Here is a 20,172-nt window from a genome sequence, read left to right on the forward strand (position 1 = left end):
ACCTCAGTTCCGGTAGACGGTCATGTCGTAGTTGTAGTAGATCGCGTTGGGGTCCATCGTATCGTCGCAGTTCGTTACCAGCGCGATTTGGTCATCCGTCTCGAAGGTGAGCGAGGTAGTGTCCTCGTCGATAACCCGGTCATCGAATTCGATGATGCGGCGGTCGGACGCGCGACCGTCCTGCTGTTGGGCGATGCTGAGTTGGTTGAATGCGTCTACAGTGAACACCGCGAACATCGTCCATTCGTTCAGCGGAGCGTCCTTCTCCCGGTAAGCCATACCGAACTGCGACCCAAGCGACGGGTTCGCGTCGCCACCAGCCGGACCAGAGTTGTCGGTGGTAGTCTCGAAGTCGGCGACCGCCGAGACTCCCTCTTTGATTTCCCACATTTCGGCGTCTGGTACCGTCCACGTCAGAATCGGGGTGGGCGTGTTGAGCGAGATTTTGTTCTCTTGGCCGGTCACGTGCTTGGACGACGACGAGAGTTCGTCTGCCATCGGCATCTTACCGACCTCCCTCCACGACGACGATGCCACCGAGACACAGCGATGCAATACCGAGAGCCAGCGAAAGATGGCCGTAGGTGCCGTTCAGTGGCCCCAAGACTGCCGCTCCTATGAGGACGAGAGAGATGATGCCGAAGCCGAAGCCACCCCAAAGGCGAGCCGCACCACGGTCACCCTCGAAGACGACGTTAGCGAACGATGCAGTCAGGTCGCCACCACTGGCGAGCGAGAACAGGGTCGGGAGACCGGCGGCAAGCACCGAGGAGCCTGCGACGGTCGTCTCTTTGGCGGTGAGAGTCATCTAAAACATCACCACGTAGCCGGTTGCGATTGCGAGGATAGCACCCACGAGAAGGGCGATACCAAGCGGTTCAGTTACGAAACTAACGAACTTATCGAGAAGCCCCGACGACGAGCCGGAGCTACTGGCGTTTTGTGATGCCATGCAAGTAGAAATCGCCCGGCACAAGTCTTGAAAGCCGGAATCAGAATACGATAGTATTACGAGAGATGGTCGGGGATCGGGACCGGCCCGCGTACCTTCGATTCTCCACCGAGTTGGTCCTTGTACGTCAAGAACTGGTACGACGACGGATCGAGTTCCTGCACCACTCTCTTGTCCGGGATACTGGCGTCTTGCATCTTCGAGTCCCACTTGTCGCCGTAACTGAAGATGATGAAGTTGTCTATCTGCGACCAGATATCCGAGGGAATGTCGCTCGCCAGATGCACACCGAACACGAACCCGATATTCTGGTGACTCACGACGTACTTCACCAGTTTCTTGAGAACGGTCGGACAGTACGTCGCCTTCGTGTAGTTGTGCATCTCGTCAAGGAGTAGGTACGCCTCTTGGAGTTGGCATACTGCTCGCACCCATTCGTCCATCCGCTCCTCGGTGAGTGCGCCCCGTGAGTCACGGGCTACGAGCCGCTGGTCACCCTCCATCCAGTGCCGCCAGACTCCCTCTGGCGACTTGACCGCCGACGCGCCGGGTGGGCCATGCTCGTAGTTCGGATCGAGCGCGATGAATCGGTCCATCTGCGTCAGTAGATACTCGGTGAGGACCGACTTTCCGCTGTTCTTCTGGCCGATAACGGCGGTCACCTCTCCAATGTCGATGTTCATGCGACTACCTCACCGGTTGCATTCTCGCAGGCGGTCTTTGCCGCGCCACAGAGCGCACATCGCTCCGTTCCGGCGTGTCCGTCCCATCGAAAGAGGTGGTCGTCTGGTTCGCACATTTCACAGTTCCTCGCTCCCGATCTGCTCACCGACGACTGACACGGGGTCGTCTAACTCCGCCCAGTTCGCTTCCGGGTCGATACCCGCCTCGGTGTAGAATCCGTTCCGCCGATAGGTGTCGTACAGGAACTTCACGACCGTCGCGGCAGCTTTAGCTTCCGTGGTCGCACTTTGCACGAGTAATCCAACAGCGGCTTCAGTCCCTCCTGCCGCCTCGACCGCCGCCCGGCCATCCATGGGCAACCCGAATTCCATAGCCAGTTCGTCTATCAGACTCGCACCGAATTCCGCCGGGTCAACGCTCGCTTCTTCGGTCCCGTGTTCGAACGTTCGGCGAAGGTCTCGCTCGATATCATACAGAGTTTCGGGGTCGCATTCGGCCTTCTCTGCACTTTCTGTGAGTCGGTTGAATTGCTCTTCGTCGGTCTCCGTCGCTATGCCGTTTATCGTTTCTAAGAGAATCTGAATCATGGCCACGTCTCGCTATCTTCGAAATTGAATTGTCCGGTATCCTGTTCTGGGCGTTCTCGGCTATCGTCACCTGACTTGACTGCTCTCTCGGTGGAATCGGAGTAGCCAGTACTCTCCCTGTCTCGCTCACCCGACTCGCGCTCTCTATCGGTAGAATCCCTATCGTTCGACTTGCGATAGCGCGCGTAGCCAACAGCGCGGCTTCCCACGATATTGGTGAGAGACATAGCGAGCAAGAGGTTTGGACCGAGGTCAACGTCCTTCTCGTCGGCCCATGCTACGATGAGTTCCTGAAGCTTCTCGCGTTCTCTGTCGTCTAACTCCCATCCTTCCCATCCGGTCGCTTTCGCTGCCGAGTGGAACGGCATCGTACAGACGGAACCGAGAAGGGCATCGCTCACTATCGCGCCCTGTACCTCACTCGCACCCGAATCGGGTGGGTTGGCGGGGTTTTCCTCCGAATCTGGGGGAGTGCGCGATTCACCCTCTTCGACCGACGAATCAAGGGCGTCTTTGAGTTCTTGTCGTCGCTGACGGGTTTCCTCGTCGGGTGCGTCGTCGATTATCTCCTGCGTCTTCGACGTGGTACCCGACTCGTCGTCACTATCGGCGTTGTCGTTCCGGATTCGGGCCATCAATCCGCCCGAGTTCGCCTCATCCCCCGTCTCTGGTTCGCTTTCGTCGTCGTCGTGCTGTTCGGTCACCCCAGACGTACTGGCGGACTCCTCGTCTGGTTCGAAGTCGTCCGGTGTAACGTTCTCGGGAAGGTCCGTATCGTCGGGCGGGCTAACTTCTGGTCGGTTCTTCGACTCGAAACCATCGGGTGATAGCTTCTCGCTCCCTTCTTCGGTAACGACAACTGCGGTTTCTTCAGGCTCTGTAGCTGTCGATTCTGCTTGTTCGTTCGTTGCTGGTGGGTCCGGATCGTCTGAGTCGTTATTGGAATCATCCGAGTTCGACTGATTGAGGTATTCTCTCGCTCTATCTGAGTCCCAATCGTGTTTGTTGACGAGATGTGACCACGCTCCTCGCGGGTCCACAGTCTCGGGACATTCCGGGCAGTCTATGTCTGCCATTGCGCCCGAATTTACCGGGTATGAGGTCTAAAAGACCAGAATCAGAATACAGGCGTATTACGCTATCTTGTGACCTTAGCTGCTACCTCTGGTGGTAGGTTCATCACGTTGACCTGTAGCTTGTCTCGAACCGCGGCACGGATTAACTCGCTTGAATTCTGGTAGCCCAGTGGTCCGTAGGCGTGTTCGATTTTCCATAGCAGTTCGTCGGGGAACCGAACCGTTGTCGGGTCCATACTCATGTTATACCCACTCCGATGATGGGTTGCTAGTTAAGGGTACGCCGCGAGCGAATTAAAAAAGCCAGAAAGAACCATGAAGCGGGTTGTATGTTGAGGGGCAGGGTGCAAGGAGAGGTAGCTTAATGACATATAGTGTAGAATACTGGTTGTGATTCATGGAGAATAGCAATGGAGAAAGTCTGAGCGAAAAACAGATTGATGTAATGCTCCAGCAATATTTACAACTCCGGAATGAAACAATGGAGAATATCCGGCAACATAATCAGAGAATTCTAAGCGGAATTGCTTCACTGGGGTTGATTACTGGTTACGCGTTACTTGCTGAGGACTACTGGATTGTTTCTGTCACCCCATTCATTTTAGGTTTGATGATGATACAATCTTTCCTGACACAGAGATACTTGGCTGCAAAAAGTAGTGCCTCTATAACTCTTGAAAATCGTCTCTCTGATGTAACTCCCATATTCCGATGGGAGAAAAAATATGGTGGGTTCTATGGAGATGAGCCAGAACTTTTGAGAAAGTCACCTTCATCGATAGTGGGTTGGGATGATATTCTCAGACATTCATTATCCTTACTTGCTATATTGGTGTATCTCGCAGCTATCTACCTTTCATATATTACTTGGGAGTCGAGGCCAACTATATTATCTTCTGTGGACATATATTTATTAACGGTATCTTATCTCATTGTAACGGTGCTTATAGCGTGTGCTGGCGGAATTAGTCTGAAATTCGTCCAAGAAGTGGATCCAACCTCTTGAAATCGATTTGCCGAGATTAGAAGTGAGTGAGTTAGAATCTCTCGGTAGAGTTCTTATTGACCGTTCGGATGAGAACGCCGTTCGAATTCCGAACTGGCGGCTGCACCGTTCTTCACGCAGGTCATGTCCGTACAATCCGGACAGGCGTGTACTGTGTCGGTGTTATCGCCGAAGGTGCGGGCGAACTGTTCGGTGACGAATGCACCGCAAGACTCGCAGTTCGTCATAGGCCGAAATCCTCCGGATCGTGTTCGGCGATGTGGTCGCACTTCTTCGTACCAACAGCGGATAGGTCCGCGCCACAGGCCGGACACTCCGTGAGAACCGTGCGTCTGCTCGCGCTTCCTCTCTGAGAGTCGTAGGTACGACTTTGAATCGCCATTCTACCGCACCTCCAACCACGGGTCTTGAATCGGGTCACCGATTCGAGCGATGTAACCACGCTCTCGAAGTGGCTCGATGATACGCCGCGAAACGCTCTCCTTTGGGACGTTTGCTTGCGATGCGATGATGCTCTTCGCTTCGCGGAGCGGAATGGCCTGCCCGTTGCAACTGACTGATTTCAGTGTCTCGTAGCCCTTAGCAAGCGCGTCGTCGTCACGCGGAGGTTCACGTCCACCGTCAGTTACCGGGTTCTTGACTATCCGCTTCATGTGGGTGCGAACGCCCTCCGACCGGTTCTCGACAACCTCGTCGTACTCTTCGACAAGAGCCTTCGGAACCCGAACAGTGACGCGCTTCATCTTGCTCTCGTCACTCTCCATCTGCGCCATTATTCCGACACCTCCGTATGACGGTAGGCAGGTCCGTATGACTCGTTCAAATCGCAAGACGGGGATGGAATTACACCCACGACGGAGAGTATGTAGGACACCCCCCTGTGGTCCTGACGAGGACTCACGCGCTCACGTGTGCGCGTTGCCGTCATCGCTCTACTACCTCCTCGTTCTCCGGTTGGCTAACGGTCTCGGGAAGGTACGTGAACCCTTCCTCGCAACCGGGACAGTCGAGAGGAACAACGTAGTTGCCTTCCTCGTCCTGTTCGGCATCGTTCAGTGACGTAGACCAACCGCATTGCTTCGAGCAGACGGCTTCAAGGCTACCGTCTCCGTCGCCGGAGATACAGCGCATCACGAGCAACCACCTACCTCACGGTCGGTGACTGAGAGCCACCACGGCGGCGAGAGATGCTTCTGTTCGGTGCTGAGGTCGGTTACAGCGAGGTCGGAGCGTACCCACCGCCACCAGAGATAGGCGACGTGGGCGCACCAGTCGCGGTAGTGGTAGCCGTCGCAAGGGCACTCGGCGCGTAGGCTTCCGTCGAGTAGGGTGAACAGTACGCGATGATGGGCAAGTTCGTCGCTGTCGGTGTACCCCATGAGTACGTCGAACTCGGCCGCTGTCGCGGAGCCGCACTCGGCAGGTGCGGTTTGCGCTCGCTTCCACGACTTGCTGTTCTCCCAGTCTTCGGGGAATGTGAGTCGTTGTGGGCCTCCGATTCGATTCTGGATGGTTGTATGGGCTTTCTCGACACTCATAGCCCGCCAACTGCCTCCTCTGCGTCGTGCGGTCCGTTTTCACAGATTCGGCGTGGTAGCCCGTAGCCGGTCTTCGTCGTCATCCGACCACCGCAGGTCGGGCAGTACCGTCTCACGGGTGACACCTCCCGTCATCAAGCGCAGGACAGTCTTTCTGCGGGCTATCGATGACGAAGCCGCAGAACTCGCAGATGGGTCGGTCGGAGCCGGACGCACGGCTCACGCTGACCACCTTAGTTGAGTGAAATAGCGGCAAAGAAGGCCGCTATCCTTTATTTTGGAGTGGGACCGCCGAGATTCGAACTCAGGTCCTACCGACCCCATCGGCAGAGGATACCACTACCCTACGGTCCCGCAGAGTTTCGTTTGCTGCGTTTCGAAGAAAGACCGTCCTGTGTTTAAGCGCTTCGTTTCAGTCGTCGTCCCGTGGCACGACGAGGTCGCCGTCGTCCCGCACTGCCAGACTCGCCAGCGGGTCGTTTTCGTACGCCGCGACGCCGTGCATGCGGCCCAGCACGTAGCCGTCGTGTTCGGCTTCGACGGTCGCCTTCGGCTCGCCGTGCGGGGTGACGACGTCCGCGATTACGTCGCCTTCCGAGACCACATCCCCCGCCTCTTTGCGGTGGCGGACGATGCCCGGCGTCTCGGTGTGCGGGCCGACGCAACGCTTGACAGAAAAATCGACCGGCGCGTCGTAGCCCACCGCGTCTGGGGTGGGTTCCCCAGCGAGCATCCCGAGTTCGCACATGACGTTTCGTAAGCCCGTCACTGCGGCGGCGCGTACGTCCTCTTCCACCACGTCGTGACCACCTAATTCAGCAGTAAAGGCCGGAATCCCCGCGTTGTTCAGGGCCGCTCCCGCAGTGGAACGCTGGAGGTTCTGTTCGGTGTACTCCTCGGCGGCGTACTCGTTGACCACTGGCATGCCGAAGGCCTCGCAGAGTCGTTCCAGTTCTCCGGCGAGTTCGTGGGCTTCGTTCTCCGTGCGTTGCTCGCCATACAGAACTCGGTCCCGAATCAGGAACGGTACCGACCCGACGTGCGCAGTGTGCAAATCGACCAGCGCGTCGGCCGATTCCGCGAACTCGTCGTACACTCGCTCGTCGATGAGTTGCTGGACGCTCGGCGGGCGCGTACTCTCGGCGTCGGAGTCGGGGAAGTAGCGGTTGGGATCCTCGTCGTCGTAGTAGGACGTGCGCGTATTCCGTCGCAGTCCCGCCGGGTTGAGATTCGGTAGGCAGACGACAGTGCCAGCAATTTCCTCGGGGAGTTCGTCGGTCATCAGGTCCTGCGCCGCCGCCAAGCCAGTTACCTCGTTGCCGTGAATCGACGCGGTCACCCAGAGCGTCGGGCCGTCTTCGGTGCCCTCCGCAATCAGGACGGGCAGTCGTTCGGGCGTTCCAGTGGGAAGGTCTGTCACGTCGAGCCAGCCAGTGACGAGTTCGCCGGGAACTGAGTCTGCGGTGCCGACTTGCATACGTCGAGCGAGTCACGGCAACGACAAAAGAATGTGTCTGGCGGCAGCCTCAGACGAGGACGCGCTCTAACTCGACCGCGATTCCGGCGTCGGCCTCGGGGTCCCCGTACATCGTTCCCAGACAGACTGCGGCGTCGTCAGGCGTGAAGCAGGCGACCAGTTCGTCCTGTTCGGCGTCCTCTGCGGAAATCACGCCCGGTGCGTACACCTGTGCGCCCTTCGCGACTTCCTCGGCGGCGCTGTACGCGATGGTGACTCTCGGCAAATTCTCCAGCGCGCGCTCTGCTGGAAGAACGACTTCGCGTAGCCAGTCGTCTTTCTCGCTCGCTCGCGGTTCCTCACTCAGTTCGTCTCCGCTCGCGGATTCCGAGGTGCTTCGCACCTCGCCTTCACGCCATCTTCCCAGCGCATCCGAGAGGTCCTGCAAGGTCACGAGCGTCGAGTCGTCGAACGGCCCGGTCGCGGTCCGGCGGAGGTGGCCCATGTGCGCGCCGGTTCCGAGCGCGAGGCCGAGGTCGTGACAGAGTTTTCGGATGTACGTCCCGCTCTCGCAGCGAATACGGAGCAGTGCCTGTCGGTCTTTTACCTCGAGTACGTCTAACTCGTAGATTTCCCGGACACGGAGTTTTCGAGACACCGCACTCTTTCGCGGTGGCTTCTGGTAGAGCGGGCCTTCGAACTCCGAGACGATGGCTTCCAGGTCGCCCGGCGCGTCGTCGTGGAGTTCCAACACGGCGACGTACTCTTTGGCGTCGAGAAACACCTGCGAGAGGCGGGTCGCCGCGCCGGTCAGCGTCGGCAGACAGCCGGTGACTTTGGGGTCGAGCGTTCCCGAATGAGCCGCTTGCTCGACTTCTGCCATATCTCGCACCCACGCCGCGACTTGGTGAGCCGAGGGTCCGGCGGGCTTGTCGATGTTGACGACACCGAATTCGAGAAGTTCGGTGGGCGTCCGGTCGCCTGGAGGTCCACGGAGCATGAGCTTAGAAGTCGTACCGGATGCCTTCGACGGGGTACTTGCCCTCGTCGGCGTCGGCGTCGTAGTCGTCCACTGCGGTCACGAGCATGTCGAGGACTGATTCGGCGTCCCACCGAGCGGTGTTGATTGCGAGGTCGTAGATGGTGAGGTCGGTGATGTCGATGTCGTAGTACTCCTCGTAGCGCGCCGCCTCGCTCCCCTCGCGGGCTGAGGTCTCTTCGCTCGCATCCTCGACGCTCTTCTCCTCGCGGTCGGCGATGCGGGCCGCTCGCACGTCGAGCGGTGCGTCCAGCCACACTCGGAAGTCGGCGTGGTCGGCCGCCAGCCACCCCGCGAGTCGCGATTCGAGGACGACGTCGTCGCGTTCGGCGGCGATGTTGCGAAGCCGTCGGTCCAAGTCGCGGTCTATCTGGTCGTTCTCCTCGGCGAGTTTGTTGAATTCGAGGGGCGTGTAGCCCCGTTCGTCGGCGAGTTCGCGGAAGATGTCTCCGCCGCTGATGTGGTCCAAGCCGAGCGCCTCGGCGAGTTTCTTGGCGGTCGTACTCTTGCCGCTACCCGGTGGTCCGGAGACGGTAATCAACATATTCCCACTCCGAACGCGGGGGAGAAAGAGGTTTTGAACTTCGACAGTAGGGGAAAGGGGTGGTTTCGTGGAGTGTGACACAGATGGGATTTCGTGCAGGTGGACATTCACCACCGTTTCGTGCAGTGATGCAACCGAACGGGAGGGACTGAAAGGGGGCGGCCGCTCGCGTACAGTGTAGTCGTCTGTGCTGGCTCTATTCGGGGTGGGCGGTGCGGAAAACCCCGAATATCCTGCACAGCGACCGCGAGCGGTCGAGGGCTTTCTACAAGGTAAATGCGGTGGTGCTGACTGCTACGTAGCACCGACGAACGCAGTGAAACTCGCTACTCCCGAAACCGATGAGAAACCGCACTGCACCGCGACGGCCACACGCTCGCGACTCTGCCGTCTGCTCGCGGCATTTGCCGCTCGCATGGTCCGAGGGACTCGGCGAGTCCCTCGCTACTCGCAGTCCGAGGCCCGCTCTCCGCACCGCCGGAGGACAAACCGCGTCCTCCGAGATCACCCTCGCATTCGCTCGTGTGACCGCCCGCGCGCCTCGCGTCCCTCCCCAGCCGACTGCGTTTCTCGATTTCGGAAACCGCGGCACGCCGCGGTTTCCAAGCTCCGATACTCGTCCACTGGAAGAGCAATCTCTTCCAAGCCTTCCGTCACTCCGCTCCGGAAGACCTCGCGCGACGTTCGGCGCGAGATGAACTCGCGCCAGCACGCGCCAGCCAACGATTTCCAGACAGTCACCGAGACGGTGAATCCTCTATCGCTACGACTCGAATCGTCTCAAGACGAGAAAACCGCGTTTCCTAGGTCGGCGTCGTCTGGATGTTCAGCGACTTCCGGAGCAGTTGCGAGAAGCTCATCGAGCAGAGGAAGTACCAGACGATCCACATCTGCATGGGACCGACGACCTTCGAGCGCCACGTGACCTCGCCGACGAGCGGGGCCACGATGCTCGACTCTCCGCCGGTGATGTGGCCGTCCAGCACCATCCAGTAGATCCAGAGGAAGACGGGGATGGTGAAGAACATCGTCCAGACCATCGGCCGGAACTGCTCTTTGAACATGCCCATCTGGTCGCCCATGGCGTCCATCTGCTCTTCACGGATTTTGTCCAGCGCCTCGTCGTCGCCGCGCTCCTGGGCCTCCTTGCGCTTCTTTTGGATGTCCTTCATCCGCTGTTGGTACTTGCTCATCTTCTCCATGTCCATGAGGTTGGCCTGCAACAGTGTGGTGAACAAGCCGGTCAACAGTGCGACCAGCAGGACCACGACGTAGAAGGGCAACACCGCGTCGATGGGGGCGAGTACGATATCGACCGCGCCGCCGACGATGTCGCGCACCGACTTGAGGGAGTAGCCCGCGAACAGTGCGACCGCACCGACGCCGGCGAGTTTGTCCCACGTAGACCACGAGGAGTCGCCCGTGTCGATGTCGGTGTCCGTGCTTCCGCTCTCACCCGAAGTCGAGACTGTCGTCGTCGGTTCGTCGTCCAGCGCCGATTCGACGGCCTCGGGGTCCGAGAGTCGGAACTCGTCGCCGTCGCTCTCCAACACGTCCTTCTCGATGAGGCGGCCCCACTGACCGCTCGTGAGGTCGTCGTTCACGTCGGTCCACGCGATGGAGTCGTCGCCTCCGTCCGTTCGGTCGTAGAGGACAGCCAGCGCGTCGGCCATCGCCGAATCTTCGGCGATGAGCGACTCGATTTTGTCCGCCGTCCGTGCCATTATCCCGAATTTGGTATCCCCCGTTAATCAACTTTCGCTCTCGGGACGAGCGAGAGACGGATGTTCGGGCCGTAGAAGAGCGACGCAGAAGAGCAGTGGAACGTCGCAGTTATGCGCTCGATTCGATGGCCGCTTTCACGTCTTCCCAGACGCCCTCTAGCGATTGCTCGCCGTCGATGCGGGCGAGTTCGCCGCGCTCGTCGTAGAACTCCACGACCGGCGCAGTGTTCTCCTCGTAGACGCGAATCCGCTCGCGGGCGGTCTCCTCGGTGTCGTCGTCACGCTGGTAGAGTTCGCCGCCACATTCGTCACAGACGCCCTCCTCCTCGGGCGGATTGAAATCGACGTGGAACGTCGCGCCACACTCAGAACAGACGCGGCGACCGGTAAGCCGACCGACGAGTTCGTCCTCGTCTACGTCGAGGTACAGAACTACGTCGAGGTCCGTGATTTCTGAGAGGAACTCCGCTTGGTCGAGGTTCCGCGGGTAGCCGTCCAGCACGTAGCCGTCGGCCTGCGAGAGCGCGGCCTCGACGATTTCGTTGACCACGGGGTCCGGCACCAGTTCGCCCTCGTCCATGAAACTGGCGGGGGTGCCGTACTCGGTCTCCATGTGCTTGTTCTCACGGAGCGCGTCGCCCGTCGTGACGTGTTCGACGCCGAACTCTTCGACGATGTTCGAACTCTGTGTTCCTTTGCCTGCGCCCGGCGCACCGAGTATCAGAATGTTCGGCTCCATGTGTGTGGAGTTGGGATAGCATCGCATAAAGGTTTGAAGATAGCGGCTAGGGGATTGTGGAAAAGAGTGTGTCTAGTTAGCAAGTAGCCTGTTTTCTGGGAATTGAGGTGACGCCCTCAGATGAAGACTAACCATAGGAGACGCGATGAAGCTAGTTACCCCCGAAACCTAGAAGACCGCACAGCACCGCGACAGCCACACACCTCCCCAACCGATTCGATTCACTCCCTCTGGTCGTTTCTCTCATCCCTCGCGCGGGTTTGAGGCGGCCAACCAACGGGCCGCCTCAGCGCGCGCCATCACCCGGAACACTATCGCGCATCTCCACGGACGAACCGGCGCGCGCGGTCGAATCCCGAAGTGGTCTTCCTGAGCGAATGTGAAGGAAGGCTCGAAAGACGAGCGGAGCGAAGTCTTTCGGTGATTCGACCATCTCGCGCGAGAGACGACTGAGCAACGCGAAGGAGTCGGTTGGGGAGGCGTGTGGCTGAGGCGGTGCTGTGCGGTACGGTGCTGAAGTCGCACCAGTAATCAGTAGACGCGAGAATTTCGTGCGCTCTGCGCACGAAGTTCGAGTGTCGGTTTTTTGGTCCAGATTTTTTGGAGAAGTGGTAGCAGGCGCGCGAAGCGCGCCGTTGCTACCCGACGAGAAAAAAGGTGGAAGGAAATGTTCATACGCTCGGGATTTGAAACACCCAAGAAGAATGACGGAGGGTTTGGATGCGAGTTATCATCATCGGCGCTGGTGAGGTCGGTTCCTCTATCGCCGCGGGCCTCGCGGACAACCACGAGGTCGTCGTGGTGGACGTGGACGGCGAGCGAGTGGACGCGCTGACTTACTCGCTGGACGTCCTCGCCATCGAGGGCGACGGCACGTCGCTCTCGACGCTTCGGGAGGCCGGTATCGAGCAGACAGACATGCTCATCGCCAGCACGGACGACGACGAGACGAACCTCGTCGCCTGTGGCACGGCCAAGACCGTGGACGACCCGTTCACCATCGCGCGGGTCAAGAACGTCGATTACCTCGAAACGTGGGAGCACGCCGAGAACGCCTTCGGCGTGGACTTCATGGTCTGTTCGAACCTCCTCACGGCAGAGGACATCGTCCGGGTCATCGGTCTGCCCGCCGCGCGCGACGTGGACCCGTTCGCAGGGGGCAAAGTTCAGATGGCCGAGTTCGAAGTGGACGAGGGCAGTCCCGTCGCCGGGCAAACGGTGCAGGAGGCAGACCGCTTCGAGTCGCTGACGTTCGCGGCGCTCCTGCGGGAGAACGACGTAGAGATTCCCAGCGGTGAGACGAAGATTCGCGCGGGCGACAAGGTCGTCGTCATCGGGTCGCCCGAGAGCGTCCAGGGGTTCGCCCGCGAGGTCGCGCCCGGCGCGACCCCGACCGGGAACGAAGACCTCGTCATCATCGGCGGGAGCGAAATCGGCTTCCACACCGCCCGACTCCTCGAAGACCGCGGCCTTCATCCGCGACTCATCGAACAGGACCACGACCGCGCCCGCGAGTTGGCCGAGAAACTGCCCGACACGGTCGTGATGGAGAACGACGCGACCGACGCGGACTTCCTCGCGCGCGAACACATCGACGAGGCAGACGCCGTCGTCGCCACCCTCGAAAGCGACGAGAAGAACCTGCTCGTCTCCGTCCTCGCCAAGCAGCTCGGCGCGAAGCGGTCGGTCGCAGTCGTCGAGAGCGGGGAGTACGTCGGCATCTTCGAGACGGTGGGCGTGGACGTGGCAGTCAACCCCCGAGAAGTCACGGCCGAGGAAATCACGCGGTTCACGCGCGAGACTCACACGGAGAACGTCGCGCTCATCGAGAGCGACCGCGCGGAAGTGCTGGAAATCGAAGTCGATAGAGAGAGCGCGCTGGTCGGCCGTCCGATTCGAGAAGCGGTCGCAGACCTCCCCACCGGTTTGGTCGTCGGCGCGATTACCCGCGACCGGGAGTTCGTCGTCCCGCGTGGTGACACCATCATCGAACCGGGCGACCACGTGGTTGTGTTCGTAGACATGGACATCTTAGACGACGTGAGCGGCAAGCTATGAACGGCCATCTGCGCGTCGATTGGCGAGCGAGCGTCAGTCTCGTCGGGACCGTCGTCAAGTGGCTGGCGGCCGCGATGCTGTTCCCGCTCGTGGTCGCGCTCTACTACGGCGAGGGCATCACGACGTTCGTCGCGGCTATCGCGCTGTCGATAACCGTCGGGTGGACGCTCGAACAACTCGACGACGACCCGGACCTCGGCGCGCGCGAAGGGTTCCTGATGGTCGCACTGACGTGGCTCGCCGTCTCGATAGTCGGGGGCGCACCGTACGTCATCGCCGGAGAGGGCTCTGTCGCCGTTCCCGTGAACGCACTGTTCGAGTCGATGAGCGGCTTCACGACGACCGGAGCGACGGTCATGCAGAACATCGGCTTCGAGGAACACAGTCGCGCGCTGATGATGTGGCGACAGCAGACCCAGTGGCTCGGCGGCATGGGTATTGTCGTCCTCGCGGTGGCGATTCTTCCGGAACTCTCTGTCGGTGGTGCCCAACTGATGGACGCGGAAGCGCCCGGTCCCGGAATTCAGAAACTCACGCCGCGAATCGCCGAGACCGCACGCGCACTCTGGGTGGCGTATCTCGGTATCACCGCGCTGGAAATCGTGCTGTTGTACGGCCTGCATCTGTTGGGCAACGCGCTCGGAACGCCACTCGCGCCGAACATGACGCTGTACCAGTCGGTCGCCCACGGCTTCACGACGATGTCTACCGGCGGGTTCTCGCCCGCCGCGCGGAGCATCGAGGCGTTCTCGGCGGCCGTCCAGTGGCTCATCATCCCGTTCATGGTTGCGGCAGGGACGAACTTCGCGCTGTTCTGGCACGTCTTGAACGGCGAGTCCGAGCATCTGTTCAGAGACTCAGAGTTCAAATCCTACGTCGGTATCATCGGGGTGCTAGCGGCCGTGGCGACGGCGCTACTCGTCACGGGCGTCGGTATGGCCCGGGTGCCGACCATCGGTCCCATCGCCGGAAACCTCGAAGCGTCGGCCCGCCACGCGACGTTCCAACTCGCCTCCATCATCACCACGACTGGATACGCCAGCATGGACTTCACGACGTGGAGTATCCCCGCGAAGTACCTCCTCTTCGCGGCGATGTTCATCGGTGGCTCCGCGGGTTCGACGGGCGGGGCCATCAAAATCGTCCGGTGGTACGTCATCCTCAAATCGTTCAAGCGAGAGCTGTTCACGACGGTCCACCCCGAGGCAGTTCGCCCCGTTCGACTCGGTGGTCGCGCGCTCGACGAGCGCGCACTCCGCGGTATCTACGCGTTCACCCTGCTCTACATCGTCATCTTCTTCGTGGCGACGCTGGTCCTCTTCCTGAACTCGACTCGCAACCCCGACCCGGTGTTCCCGCTGAGTACGCTCGAAGCGATGAGCGCAGTCGCGGCGACGCTGGGCAACGTCGGGCCGGGCTTTGGCGTCGTCGGGCCGATGGGTAACTACCTCAAGTTCACCGCGTCGAGCAAGCTGTTCATGGTGTTCCTGATGTGGATCGGCCGGTTAGAAATTCTGCCCGTGCTGGTGCTGCTCACGCCCGCCTACTGGCGGTCGTGAGTTTCTCGTTCTCTCCTTCTCGACCCCGCTTCCTAATTCCCCAGTTCGCTCTCGCCGAGGTGGTCACCGATGAGCGATTCGTGGGCGCGACGCAGTCGCTCTGAGACGGCCTGTCTGGAGACGCCGAGTCGGTCACCGACCGCTCTCAGGTCCACGTTGCGCGGCACGGTGTAGTAGCCCATCTCGTGGGCCGCCGAGAGTGCTTGTTGTTGCTTGCTGGTCAGTCCGTTTCGCGTGGCGGGACCGTCTTGGTCGCTGTAGAGGCGAGTGACGGTCGCTTCGTACTGCCGACAGAACTCGTCGTCGAAGACGCTTCCGAGGTCTTGGTGATTCGTGAACCGAAGCCGGAAGCTCCAGACGCTGTCTTTGCCCTTGGCGTGTAGCATGACACCGTCGCGCTCGAAGATGGTCTCGGCGAACGAACAGATTTCGCCCGCGAACGTCACCTCGAACAGCGTCGCGTCGCCGTTCCCCCCCAATCGAGTCGTCTTCGTCACCGACGAGTCCGCGGCGAACAGTTCCTCGGCCCGGTCGGCGTCGATGCCGGACACCCAGACGAACGGCATGATTCTGTCTCCTCCCCCACCGACCATCTGTTCCATCCGGAACTCCGCGCCCGGTTCGCGCTCGAACGTGTCGCGCAACGCGAGCGAGGACGCGGGTACTTCGACTTCGAAGACGGTCGCTGCACTCATACAGGCCACCCCACCAGGGCGTCAGTTCCGTACCTTTTCGCCCTTCCTGAGGAGGCAAGCGACGGGTCGTTCATGTGGCCGTCCTTTACCACGAAACCCGCATAAGGCCACGGGTTCAATATTAATGGAGTTCGAACAGCGAGCCGAGAGTCTCTCGGTTAGCGGTCCAACTGGCCGCCGTCGATGACGAGCGTGTGCCGGATGAGTGTGTCGTGTGCCCGGCGGAGTCGCTGGGAGACGGAGTTCGCCGAGATGTCGAGTCGTTCGGCGATGTCCTCGACCGTCGCGTTTCGCGGCACCGAGAAGTAACCCAACTCCGAGGCCAACACCAGCGTCTCGCGCTGTTCGGGCGTCAGACCGAACTCGCCGTCTTTCGGTTCGGTCGTCCGGTACTTGCGGTGGAGTTCGAACGCGTCTGCCTCGAAGTGGTCGCGGAACTCCGAGAGAAACCCTTCGTCGGTGAACCGAAGTTTCAGAAACCACTCGTTCTTGTTGGCGATGGCCTGTCGGACGATACCGTGGCGGTTGACCATCTCGTCTACCAACTGTTCGATATCGTCGTCCCACCGAATCTCGTAGAGGTAGGTGCCGTCGAACGCGTCGAGGGTCTCGAACGCTTCGACGGTCGGGTCGTCTTCGAGCGCGTCGGCGAACTGGTCTACGTCGTCGCCCGACACCCAAAAGAAGGGCATCACCCACTCTCTGCTGTGAGTCGCGAGTCGTTCGATTTCGACGCGCGTTCCGGGAGCCGATTCGAGTGCGTGACCCAGCGCAAAACTGTCTGCGGGAACGGAGAACTCCGCGATGAGGCTCATCGAATCGGACTACGTCGTCCCGGTACTAATCGTATATGGTAGGACGTGTAAGGGTAATCGCCCTCGGTCTTCGACAGATTAGTTTCCGTCTCCGCCGCTCTGGTTTCCGCCCCCTGTCTGGTTCCCGCTACTAGTCGTCTGCTGACCGTCGTCCGGTCGAACCGGACTGAACGTCACGTCCGTGAGATTCTGGTCGTCGTCCGGGAACAGAGAGGCGTTCGGTTCGAGCGAGTAGAGTTGCCCTTGCTGTACCTCTGCGTCGTTCGCCGGGAAGAACGGCACGCGCTCGTTCGTGTTCTGGTACTTGGCGAACCGGGTGTTGTAGTCGCTCCACGCGGTGAATCCGGTGACTTCCGGACTCCAATTGACGACTGGCGAGATGACTTCGATGCGCGCGGCCGGGTGGAACTGCCCGGTGAACATCAGTGCCTTGTACTCCGCGCTGTAGTCTACGCCGTCCCCGCCGTCGCCACCGTCTTGGCCGACTGCACTGCCAACCCCACCCATACCGAGCGCGAGCGCACCGGACGCGAGTGCACCGTGTTTCACGAACGTTCGACGCGACGATTCGCCGACGAGTCGCTGGTCGGTGTCTTCAGACATGCTTTCCCCCATCCCGAGAACCGCTCCGGGACGACTACACACAGTAGCGTGAGTCCAAAAAGGGCAGTGCCTGCCGTGTAATGCGGCGGCAATGTTTTGCTGATTGCTAGCGTATCACTGCCGATGATTCGCGCCTACGTCGCCGTTATCACTGCGGGCGGAGCCTCGAAGGAAGTCCTCGACGCGGTCCGGGACCTCTCCGGCGTCACGGAGGCCCACATCGTCGCTGGCGACTTCGACATCGTCGCCGAAATCGAGGGCGAGACGGTCCACGACCTCCAGACGATGCTTACGAAAGAGATTCAAGCCATCGACGGCGTGGGGACGACTCGGACGTACGTGCAACTCGACTGACCGCGAGAGAAGAAGTGGTGACTTGCTCAACCGAACAGTCGTTCGCGGAGCGACCGCTTGCGGGTCTGTTCGGCCAGCAGCACCGAACAGTCCACGTCGTCCACCACGTCCAGCACCAGCGACCCGCGGACGAGACGCGACAGCAGACCGCGTTCGGTCGCACCGACGACCATCAGCGAACAGTCGTTCGCGGCGCGTTCGATGGCCGTCTCCACGTCACCGGTTTCGACGCGCAGGTCGGCGTCGCTCAAGCCGTGGTCGTCGGCCCAGTCGGCGAGGAACCGCTCGCCTTCAGTTTGGTCGTCGGCGACGTGCAACAGCGTAATCTCCGAGTCGAACTCCGAGCGGAGGTACTTGGCGATAGTCGCGCTGAGGTCCGAGTCCGGACCGCCAGCGGTCGGCACCAGCACGCGCTCGGGGTCGAAGCCGCGGTCTTTCAGCACGAGGAAGTCACACGGCAAGTTGTGCGTGAGTTCGTCCATCGCGCTCTCTGCTCGGCCCGGCGACCCGTGGGAGTCCGGCCCCCAACCCATGATTGTGAGGTCCGCCTTGTGGCTCCGGGCGGCGTCGAACACCTCCTCGAACGAGCGGTGCGAGAGGATGGTGTGAGTTTCGATGGGGACGCCGAGCGTCTCGGCGTCTTCGCGGGCTTTTGCGAGCAGTTCGCCAGACTCTGCGTCCAGTTGCTCGACGTGTTCGGCCCCGCTCGCCAGCGGCGTTTGGTCGGGCACCTGCACGATGTGGACTGCGACGACGCGGCCGTCGCGCTGGTTGGCGATGGCGCTCGCCAGCGAGATGAGTTGCTGTTCGTGTTCAGGGTTAGCCAGCGGCACCATCACCTTGTACTCGCCGCCGTCCGGTTGGACCGACGTCGCGGCCGCGACGGCCGAGTCTGGCATCTTCTCGGGACGGTTTCGGATGTAATTTCCGAGAATACCCTGTTTGTCGGTCTTACCACGGGCGTACGCGAAGTACCAGACGACGCCACCGGCGACGAAGAGGACGCTGAGGCCGATTTCAATGGGTGCCATGAACCCGATGAGCGCGAACGAGAACAGCGCGCCGAGGATGGGCGTGATGGGGTAGAACGGCACCTTGAACGCCGGTTCGTACTCGGCGACGTCCGCCTCCCGCATCACGATGAGCGCGAGGTTGAGCAGTCCGTAGACTATGAGGTGAAGGACGCTTCCGGCTTTGGCCAACACCTTCACTTCGCCCACGAGGATGAGCGCCAGAATGATGGCTCCCGTCACCCCTATCGAGCGGTACGGGGTCGCAAATTTCTCGTGGATGTCGTTGAGCCACGACGAGATGAGTTTGTCGCGGCCCATGGCGAAGTTGATGCGCGAGGAGGCCAGAATCGACGCGTTTGCGCTGGACGCGGTGGCGAGCAGTCCCCCGAAGATGATGAGTCCTGCACCGACGCCTGCAAGGCCGAGCGTCTCACCGAACGCGATTTCGGCGACTTCGACCACGGGGTCCGCGCCCTCTGCGGCGAGTTGACGCCAGTTCTTCACACTCGCCATGACGACCATCAGGATTGCGTACATTATCGTCACGATGACGACCGACCCGACGACCGCCAGTGGGAGATTGCGGCCGGGATTCTTGATTTCCTCCGCGACGGTCGTGATTTTGGCGAATCCGAGGAACGAGACGAAGACGAGCGCCGTTCCGGGGAGGACCGCACCGTAGCCGCCGAGTTCGGCCGGGGCGAACGGTTTCAGGGTCGAGATATCCGACTGCAGGAAGCCCAGAATCGAGAAGACGGTCAGAATCGCCACGAGCGTGATGACGATGACGTTCTGTAGTCGTCCCGTCTCTTTCGCACCGACGTAGTTGATGACGACGAACAGCAGTCCCGCCATCAACGCGGCTATCTTCTTCCCGGTCAACGTCACCACTCCGAGGCTTACGGTGGGGATGGTGACGAGTTGGACGATGAAATCGCCGAATCCGAGCACGTAGAACGCAGATGCGAACGCCAGTCCCATCCAGTTACCCATCCCCGCAATCGATCCGAACAGCGGCCCAAGTGCGTGGTTGACGTAGTAGTAACTGCCGCCAGCCTTCGGCATTGCGGTCCCGAGTTCGCTCGCGGACAGTGCCGTGAACAGCGAGATGATACCGCCGACCGCGAACGAGAGTGCGATGGCGGGGCCTGCCGTGGCGTACGCTTGTCGAGGCAACACGAAGATACCCGCGCCGATCATGGTCCCGACGCCGATGGTCAGTGCGGCGAGTGGACCGAGGTCTTTCGCGAGTTCTTCGTCGCTCATTCGTCGTCCTCGTCCGGAAGCACGACCACCGGTCGGTCGGTCTCGGTCACGAGCGAGAGGGTCACGTCACCGGTGAGCATCCGCACCCAACGACTGCCACCGCGCGGCGTGAACGCGATAGACGTGGCGTCTACGTCGTCGGCGACGTCGAAAATAGTCTCGGCGACGTCGGTGCCGTATTCGAGTCGCGTCTCGACGGCGACGCCTGCGTCCTCGCAGGCCCGCTCGACGACTTCGAAAATCTCTTCGCCGACTTCTTCGCGCTGTTCGACCGACGCCTTGTCGGGGACGCCGCCGCCCTTCTCGACGACGTGGACCGCGACGACGCGACCGTCACTCGCCGCAATTCGGTCGAGCGCGGCCGCGAAGGTCGATTCGGCGTCTTCGACGCTGGCGACGGGGACGACGACAGTTTGCAGGAGCGGGTCGCTCATGTTCCACCACCGCCGTCTATCGTGACGTGT

The 20,172-nt window shown here is 60.7% G+C and carries 24 protein-coding genes and 1 tRNA gene; 4 read left to right on the forward strand and 21 right to left on the reverse strand.

Going from position 1 to position 20,172, the window contains the following annotated elements:
- Positions 1-3 precede the first annotated feature (3 nt).
- The 6 genes from F7R90_RS03920 to F7R90_RS03945 all read right to left on the reverse strand — a co-directional run bounded on the left by F7R90_RS03920 (position 4) and on the right by F7R90_RS03945 (position 3,541).
- Entirely contained in the window at positions 4-498 is a 495-nt protein-coding gene (locus F7R90_RS03920; RefSeq protein ID WP_158055971.1) for a hypothetical protein, read from the reverse strand.
- Between the two features lie 7 nt (positions 499-505).
- Complete coding sequence (locus tag F7R90_RS03925; RefSeq protein WP_158055972.1) at positions 506-808, reverse strand: hypothetical protein; 303 nt, start codon at positions 806-808, stop codon at positions 506-508.
- 200 nt (positions 809-1,008) lie between these two features.
- Positions 1,009-1,635 (reverse strand): hypothetical protein, encoded by a 627-nt coding sequence (locus F7R90_RS03930; protein ID WP_158055973.1) that lies wholly within the window; start codon positions 1,633-1,635, stop codon positions 1,009-1,011.
- 117 nt (positions 1,636-1,752) lie between these two features.
- Positions 1,753-2,223 carry a hypothetical protein gene (locus tag F7R90_RS03935; RefSeq protein WP_158055974.1) on the reverse strand — a complete coding sequence of 157 codons (471 nt, stop codon included), beginning with the start codon at positions 2,221-2,223 and terminating at the stop codon, positions 1,753-1,755.
- A complete protein-coding gene (locus F7R90_RS03940; protein ID WP_158055975.1) occupies positions 2,220-3,299 on the reverse strand; it encodes a membrane-attack complex/perforin family protein in 1,080 nt (359 codons plus the stop codon). The genes F7R90_RS03935 and F7R90_RS03940 overlap by 4 nt, the downstream gene beginning before the upstream one ends.
- A gap of 62 nt (positions 3,300-3,361) precedes the next feature.
- Positions 3,362-3,541, reverse strand: coding sequence for a ribbon-helix-helix domain-containing protein (locus tag F7R90_RS03945; RefSeq protein ID WP_158055976.1), 180 nt, complete (start codon positions 3,539-3,541; stop codon positions 3,362-3,364).
- Positions 3,542-3,696: 155 nt separating this feature from the next.
- On the opposite strand from F7R90_RS03945, the gene F7R90_RS03950 reads away from it, so the two are divergent.
- A complete protein-coding gene (locus F7R90_RS03950; RefSeq protein ID WP_158055977.1) occupies positions 3,697-4,305 on the forward strand; it encodes a hypothetical protein in 609 nt (202 codons plus the stop codon).
- Positions 4,306-4,358: 53 nt separating this feature from the next.
- On the opposite strand, the gene F7R90_RS22025 is transcribed toward F7R90_RS03950, so the two are convergent.
- The 10 genes from F7R90_RS22025 to F7R90_RS03995 all read right to left on the reverse strand — a co-directional run bounded on the left by F7R90_RS22025 (position 4,359) and on the right by F7R90_RS03995 (position 11,345).
- Complete coding sequence (locus F7R90_RS22025; protein ID WP_192498391.1) at positions 4,359-4,532, reverse strand: DUF7563 family protein; 174 nt, start codon at positions 4,530-4,532, stop codon at positions 4,359-4,361.
- Positions 4,533-4,688: 156 nt separating this feature from the next.
- On the reverse strand, positions 4,689-5,078 hold the full coding sequence (locus F7R90_RS03955; RefSeq protein WP_158055978.1) for a hypothetical protein: 390 nt from the start codon (positions 5,076-5,078) through the stop codon (positions 4,689-4,691).
- Positions 5,079-5,229: 151 nt separating this feature from the next.
- Entirely contained in the window at positions 5,230-5,436 is a 207-nt protein-coding gene (locus F7R90_RS03960; protein WP_158055979.1) for a hypothetical protein, read from the reverse strand.
- On the reverse strand, positions 5,436-5,843 hold the full coding sequence (locus tag F7R90_RS03965) for a hypothetical protein (RefSeq protein WP_158055980.1): 408 nt from the start codon (positions 5,841-5,843) through the stop codon (positions 5,436-5,438). The genes F7R90_RS03960 and F7R90_RS03965 overlap by 1 nt, the downstream gene beginning before the upstream one ends.
- A 283-nt stretch (positions 5,844-6,126) precedes the next feature.
- Positions 6,127-6,197 (reverse strand) — tRNA-Pro (locus tag F7R90_RS03970).
- Positions 6,198-6,255: 58 nt separating this feature from the next.
- On the reverse strand, positions 6,256-7,320 hold the full coding sequence (locus tag F7R90_RS03975; RefSeq protein WP_158055981.1) for a succinylglutamate desuccinylase/aspartoacylase family protein: 1,065 nt from the start codon (positions 7,318-7,320) through the stop codon (positions 6,256-6,258).
- Positions 7,321-7,369: 49 nt separating this feature from the next.
- The gene (locus F7R90_RS03980) at positions 7,370-8,299 is read right to left on the reverse strand and encodes an RNA-guided pseudouridylation complex pseudouridine synthase subunit Cbf5 (RefSeq protein ID WP_158055982.1); all 930 of its coding nucleotides are present in this window, start codon (positions 8,297-8,299) and stop codon (positions 7,370-7,372) included.
- A 4-nt stretch (positions 8,300-8,303) separates the two neighbouring features.
- On the reverse strand, positions 8,304-8,882 hold the full coding sequence (gene cmk / locus F7R90_RS03985; protein ID WP_158055983.1) for a (d)CMP kinase: 579 nt from the start codon (positions 8,880-8,882) through the stop codon (positions 8,304-8,306).
- An 803-nt stretch (positions 8,883-9,685) separates the two neighbouring features.
- Entirely contained in the window at positions 9,686-10,606 is a 921-nt protein-coding gene (locus F7R90_RS03990) for a DUF106 domain-containing protein (RefSeq protein WP_158055984.1), read from the reverse strand.
- A gap of 109 nt (positions 10,607-10,715) precedes the next feature.
- Complete coding sequence (locus tag F7R90_RS03995; RefSeq protein WP_158055985.1) at positions 10,716-11,345, reverse strand: adenylate kinase; 630 nt, start codon at positions 11,343-11,345, stop codon at positions 10,716-10,718.
- Between the two features lie 720 nt (positions 11,346-12,065).
- Here F7R90_RS03995 and trkA point away from each other — a divergent pair.
- Together trkA and F7R90_RS04005 are read left to right on the forward strand one after the other, a co-directional pair.
- Complete coding sequence (trkA, locus tag F7R90_RS04000) at positions 12,066-13,403, forward strand: Trk system potassium transporter TrkA (RefSeq protein WP_158055986.1); 1,338 nt, start codon at positions 12,066-12,068, stop codon at positions 13,401-13,403.
- Positions 13,400-14,962 (forward strand): TrkH family potassium uptake protein, encoded by a 1,563-nt coding sequence (locus tag F7R90_RS04005; protein ID WP_158055987.1) that lies wholly within the window; start codon positions 13,400-13,402, stop codon positions 14,960-14,962. Before trkA ends, F7R90_RS04005 begins: the two co-directional genes overlap by 4 nt.
- Positions 14,963-14,994: 32 nt before the next feature.
- On the opposite strand, the gene F7R90_RS04010 is transcribed toward F7R90_RS04005, so the two are convergent.
- The 3 genes from F7R90_RS04010 to F7R90_RS04020 form a co-directional block, all read right to left on the reverse strand.
- On the reverse strand, positions 14,995-15,657 hold the full coding sequence (locus tag F7R90_RS04010; protein ID WP_158055988.1) for a helix-turn-helix domain-containing protein: 663 nt from the start codon (positions 15,655-15,657) through the stop codon (positions 14,995-14,997).
- A gap of 158 nt (positions 15,658-15,815) precedes the next feature.
- Entirely contained in the window at positions 15,816-16,472 is a 657-nt protein-coding gene (locus tag F7R90_RS04015) for a helix-turn-helix domain-containing protein (protein ID WP_158055989.1), read from the reverse strand.
- A gap of 78 nt (positions 16,473-16,550) precedes the next feature.
- Positions 16,551-17,075, reverse strand: coding sequence for a hypothetical protein (locus tag F7R90_RS04020; protein WP_158055990.1), 525 nt, complete (start codon positions 17,073-17,075; stop codon positions 16,551-16,553).
- A gap of 123 nt (positions 17,076-17,198) precedes the next feature.
- Between F7R90_RS04020 and F7R90_RS04025 the strand changes: the two genes are divergently transcribed.
- Positions 17,199-17,429, forward strand: a complete 231-nt coding sequence (locus F7R90_RS04025) for an Lrp/AsnC family transcriptional regulator (RefSeq protein WP_158055991.1) — start codon at positions 17,199-17,201, stop codon at positions 17,427-17,429.
- Between the two features lie 26 nt (positions 17,430-17,455).
- Here F7R90_RS04025 and F7R90_RS04030 read toward each other — a convergent pair whose 3' ends face one another.
- Both F7R90_RS04030 and F7R90_RS04035 read right to left on the reverse strand, forming a co-directional pair.
- Complete coding sequence (locus F7R90_RS04030; RefSeq protein WP_158055992.1) at positions 17,456-19,708, reverse strand: amino acid permease; 2,253 nt, start codon at positions 19,706-19,708, stop codon at positions 17,456-17,458.
- Complete coding sequence (locus F7R90_RS04035) at positions 19,705-20,142, reverse strand: universal stress protein (RefSeq protein ID WP_158055993.1); 438 nt, start codon at positions 20,140-20,142, stop codon at positions 19,705-19,707. The genes F7R90_RS04030 and F7R90_RS04035 overlap by 4 nt, the downstream gene beginning before the upstream one ends.
- Between the last annotated feature and the right edge of the window lie 30 nt (positions 20,143-20,172).

Source organism: Halorussus halophilus, assembly GCF_008831545.1.
GTDB classification, from domain to species: domain Archaea; phylum Halobacteriota; class Halobacteria; order Halobacteriales; family Haladaptataceae; genus Halorussus; species Halorussus halophilus.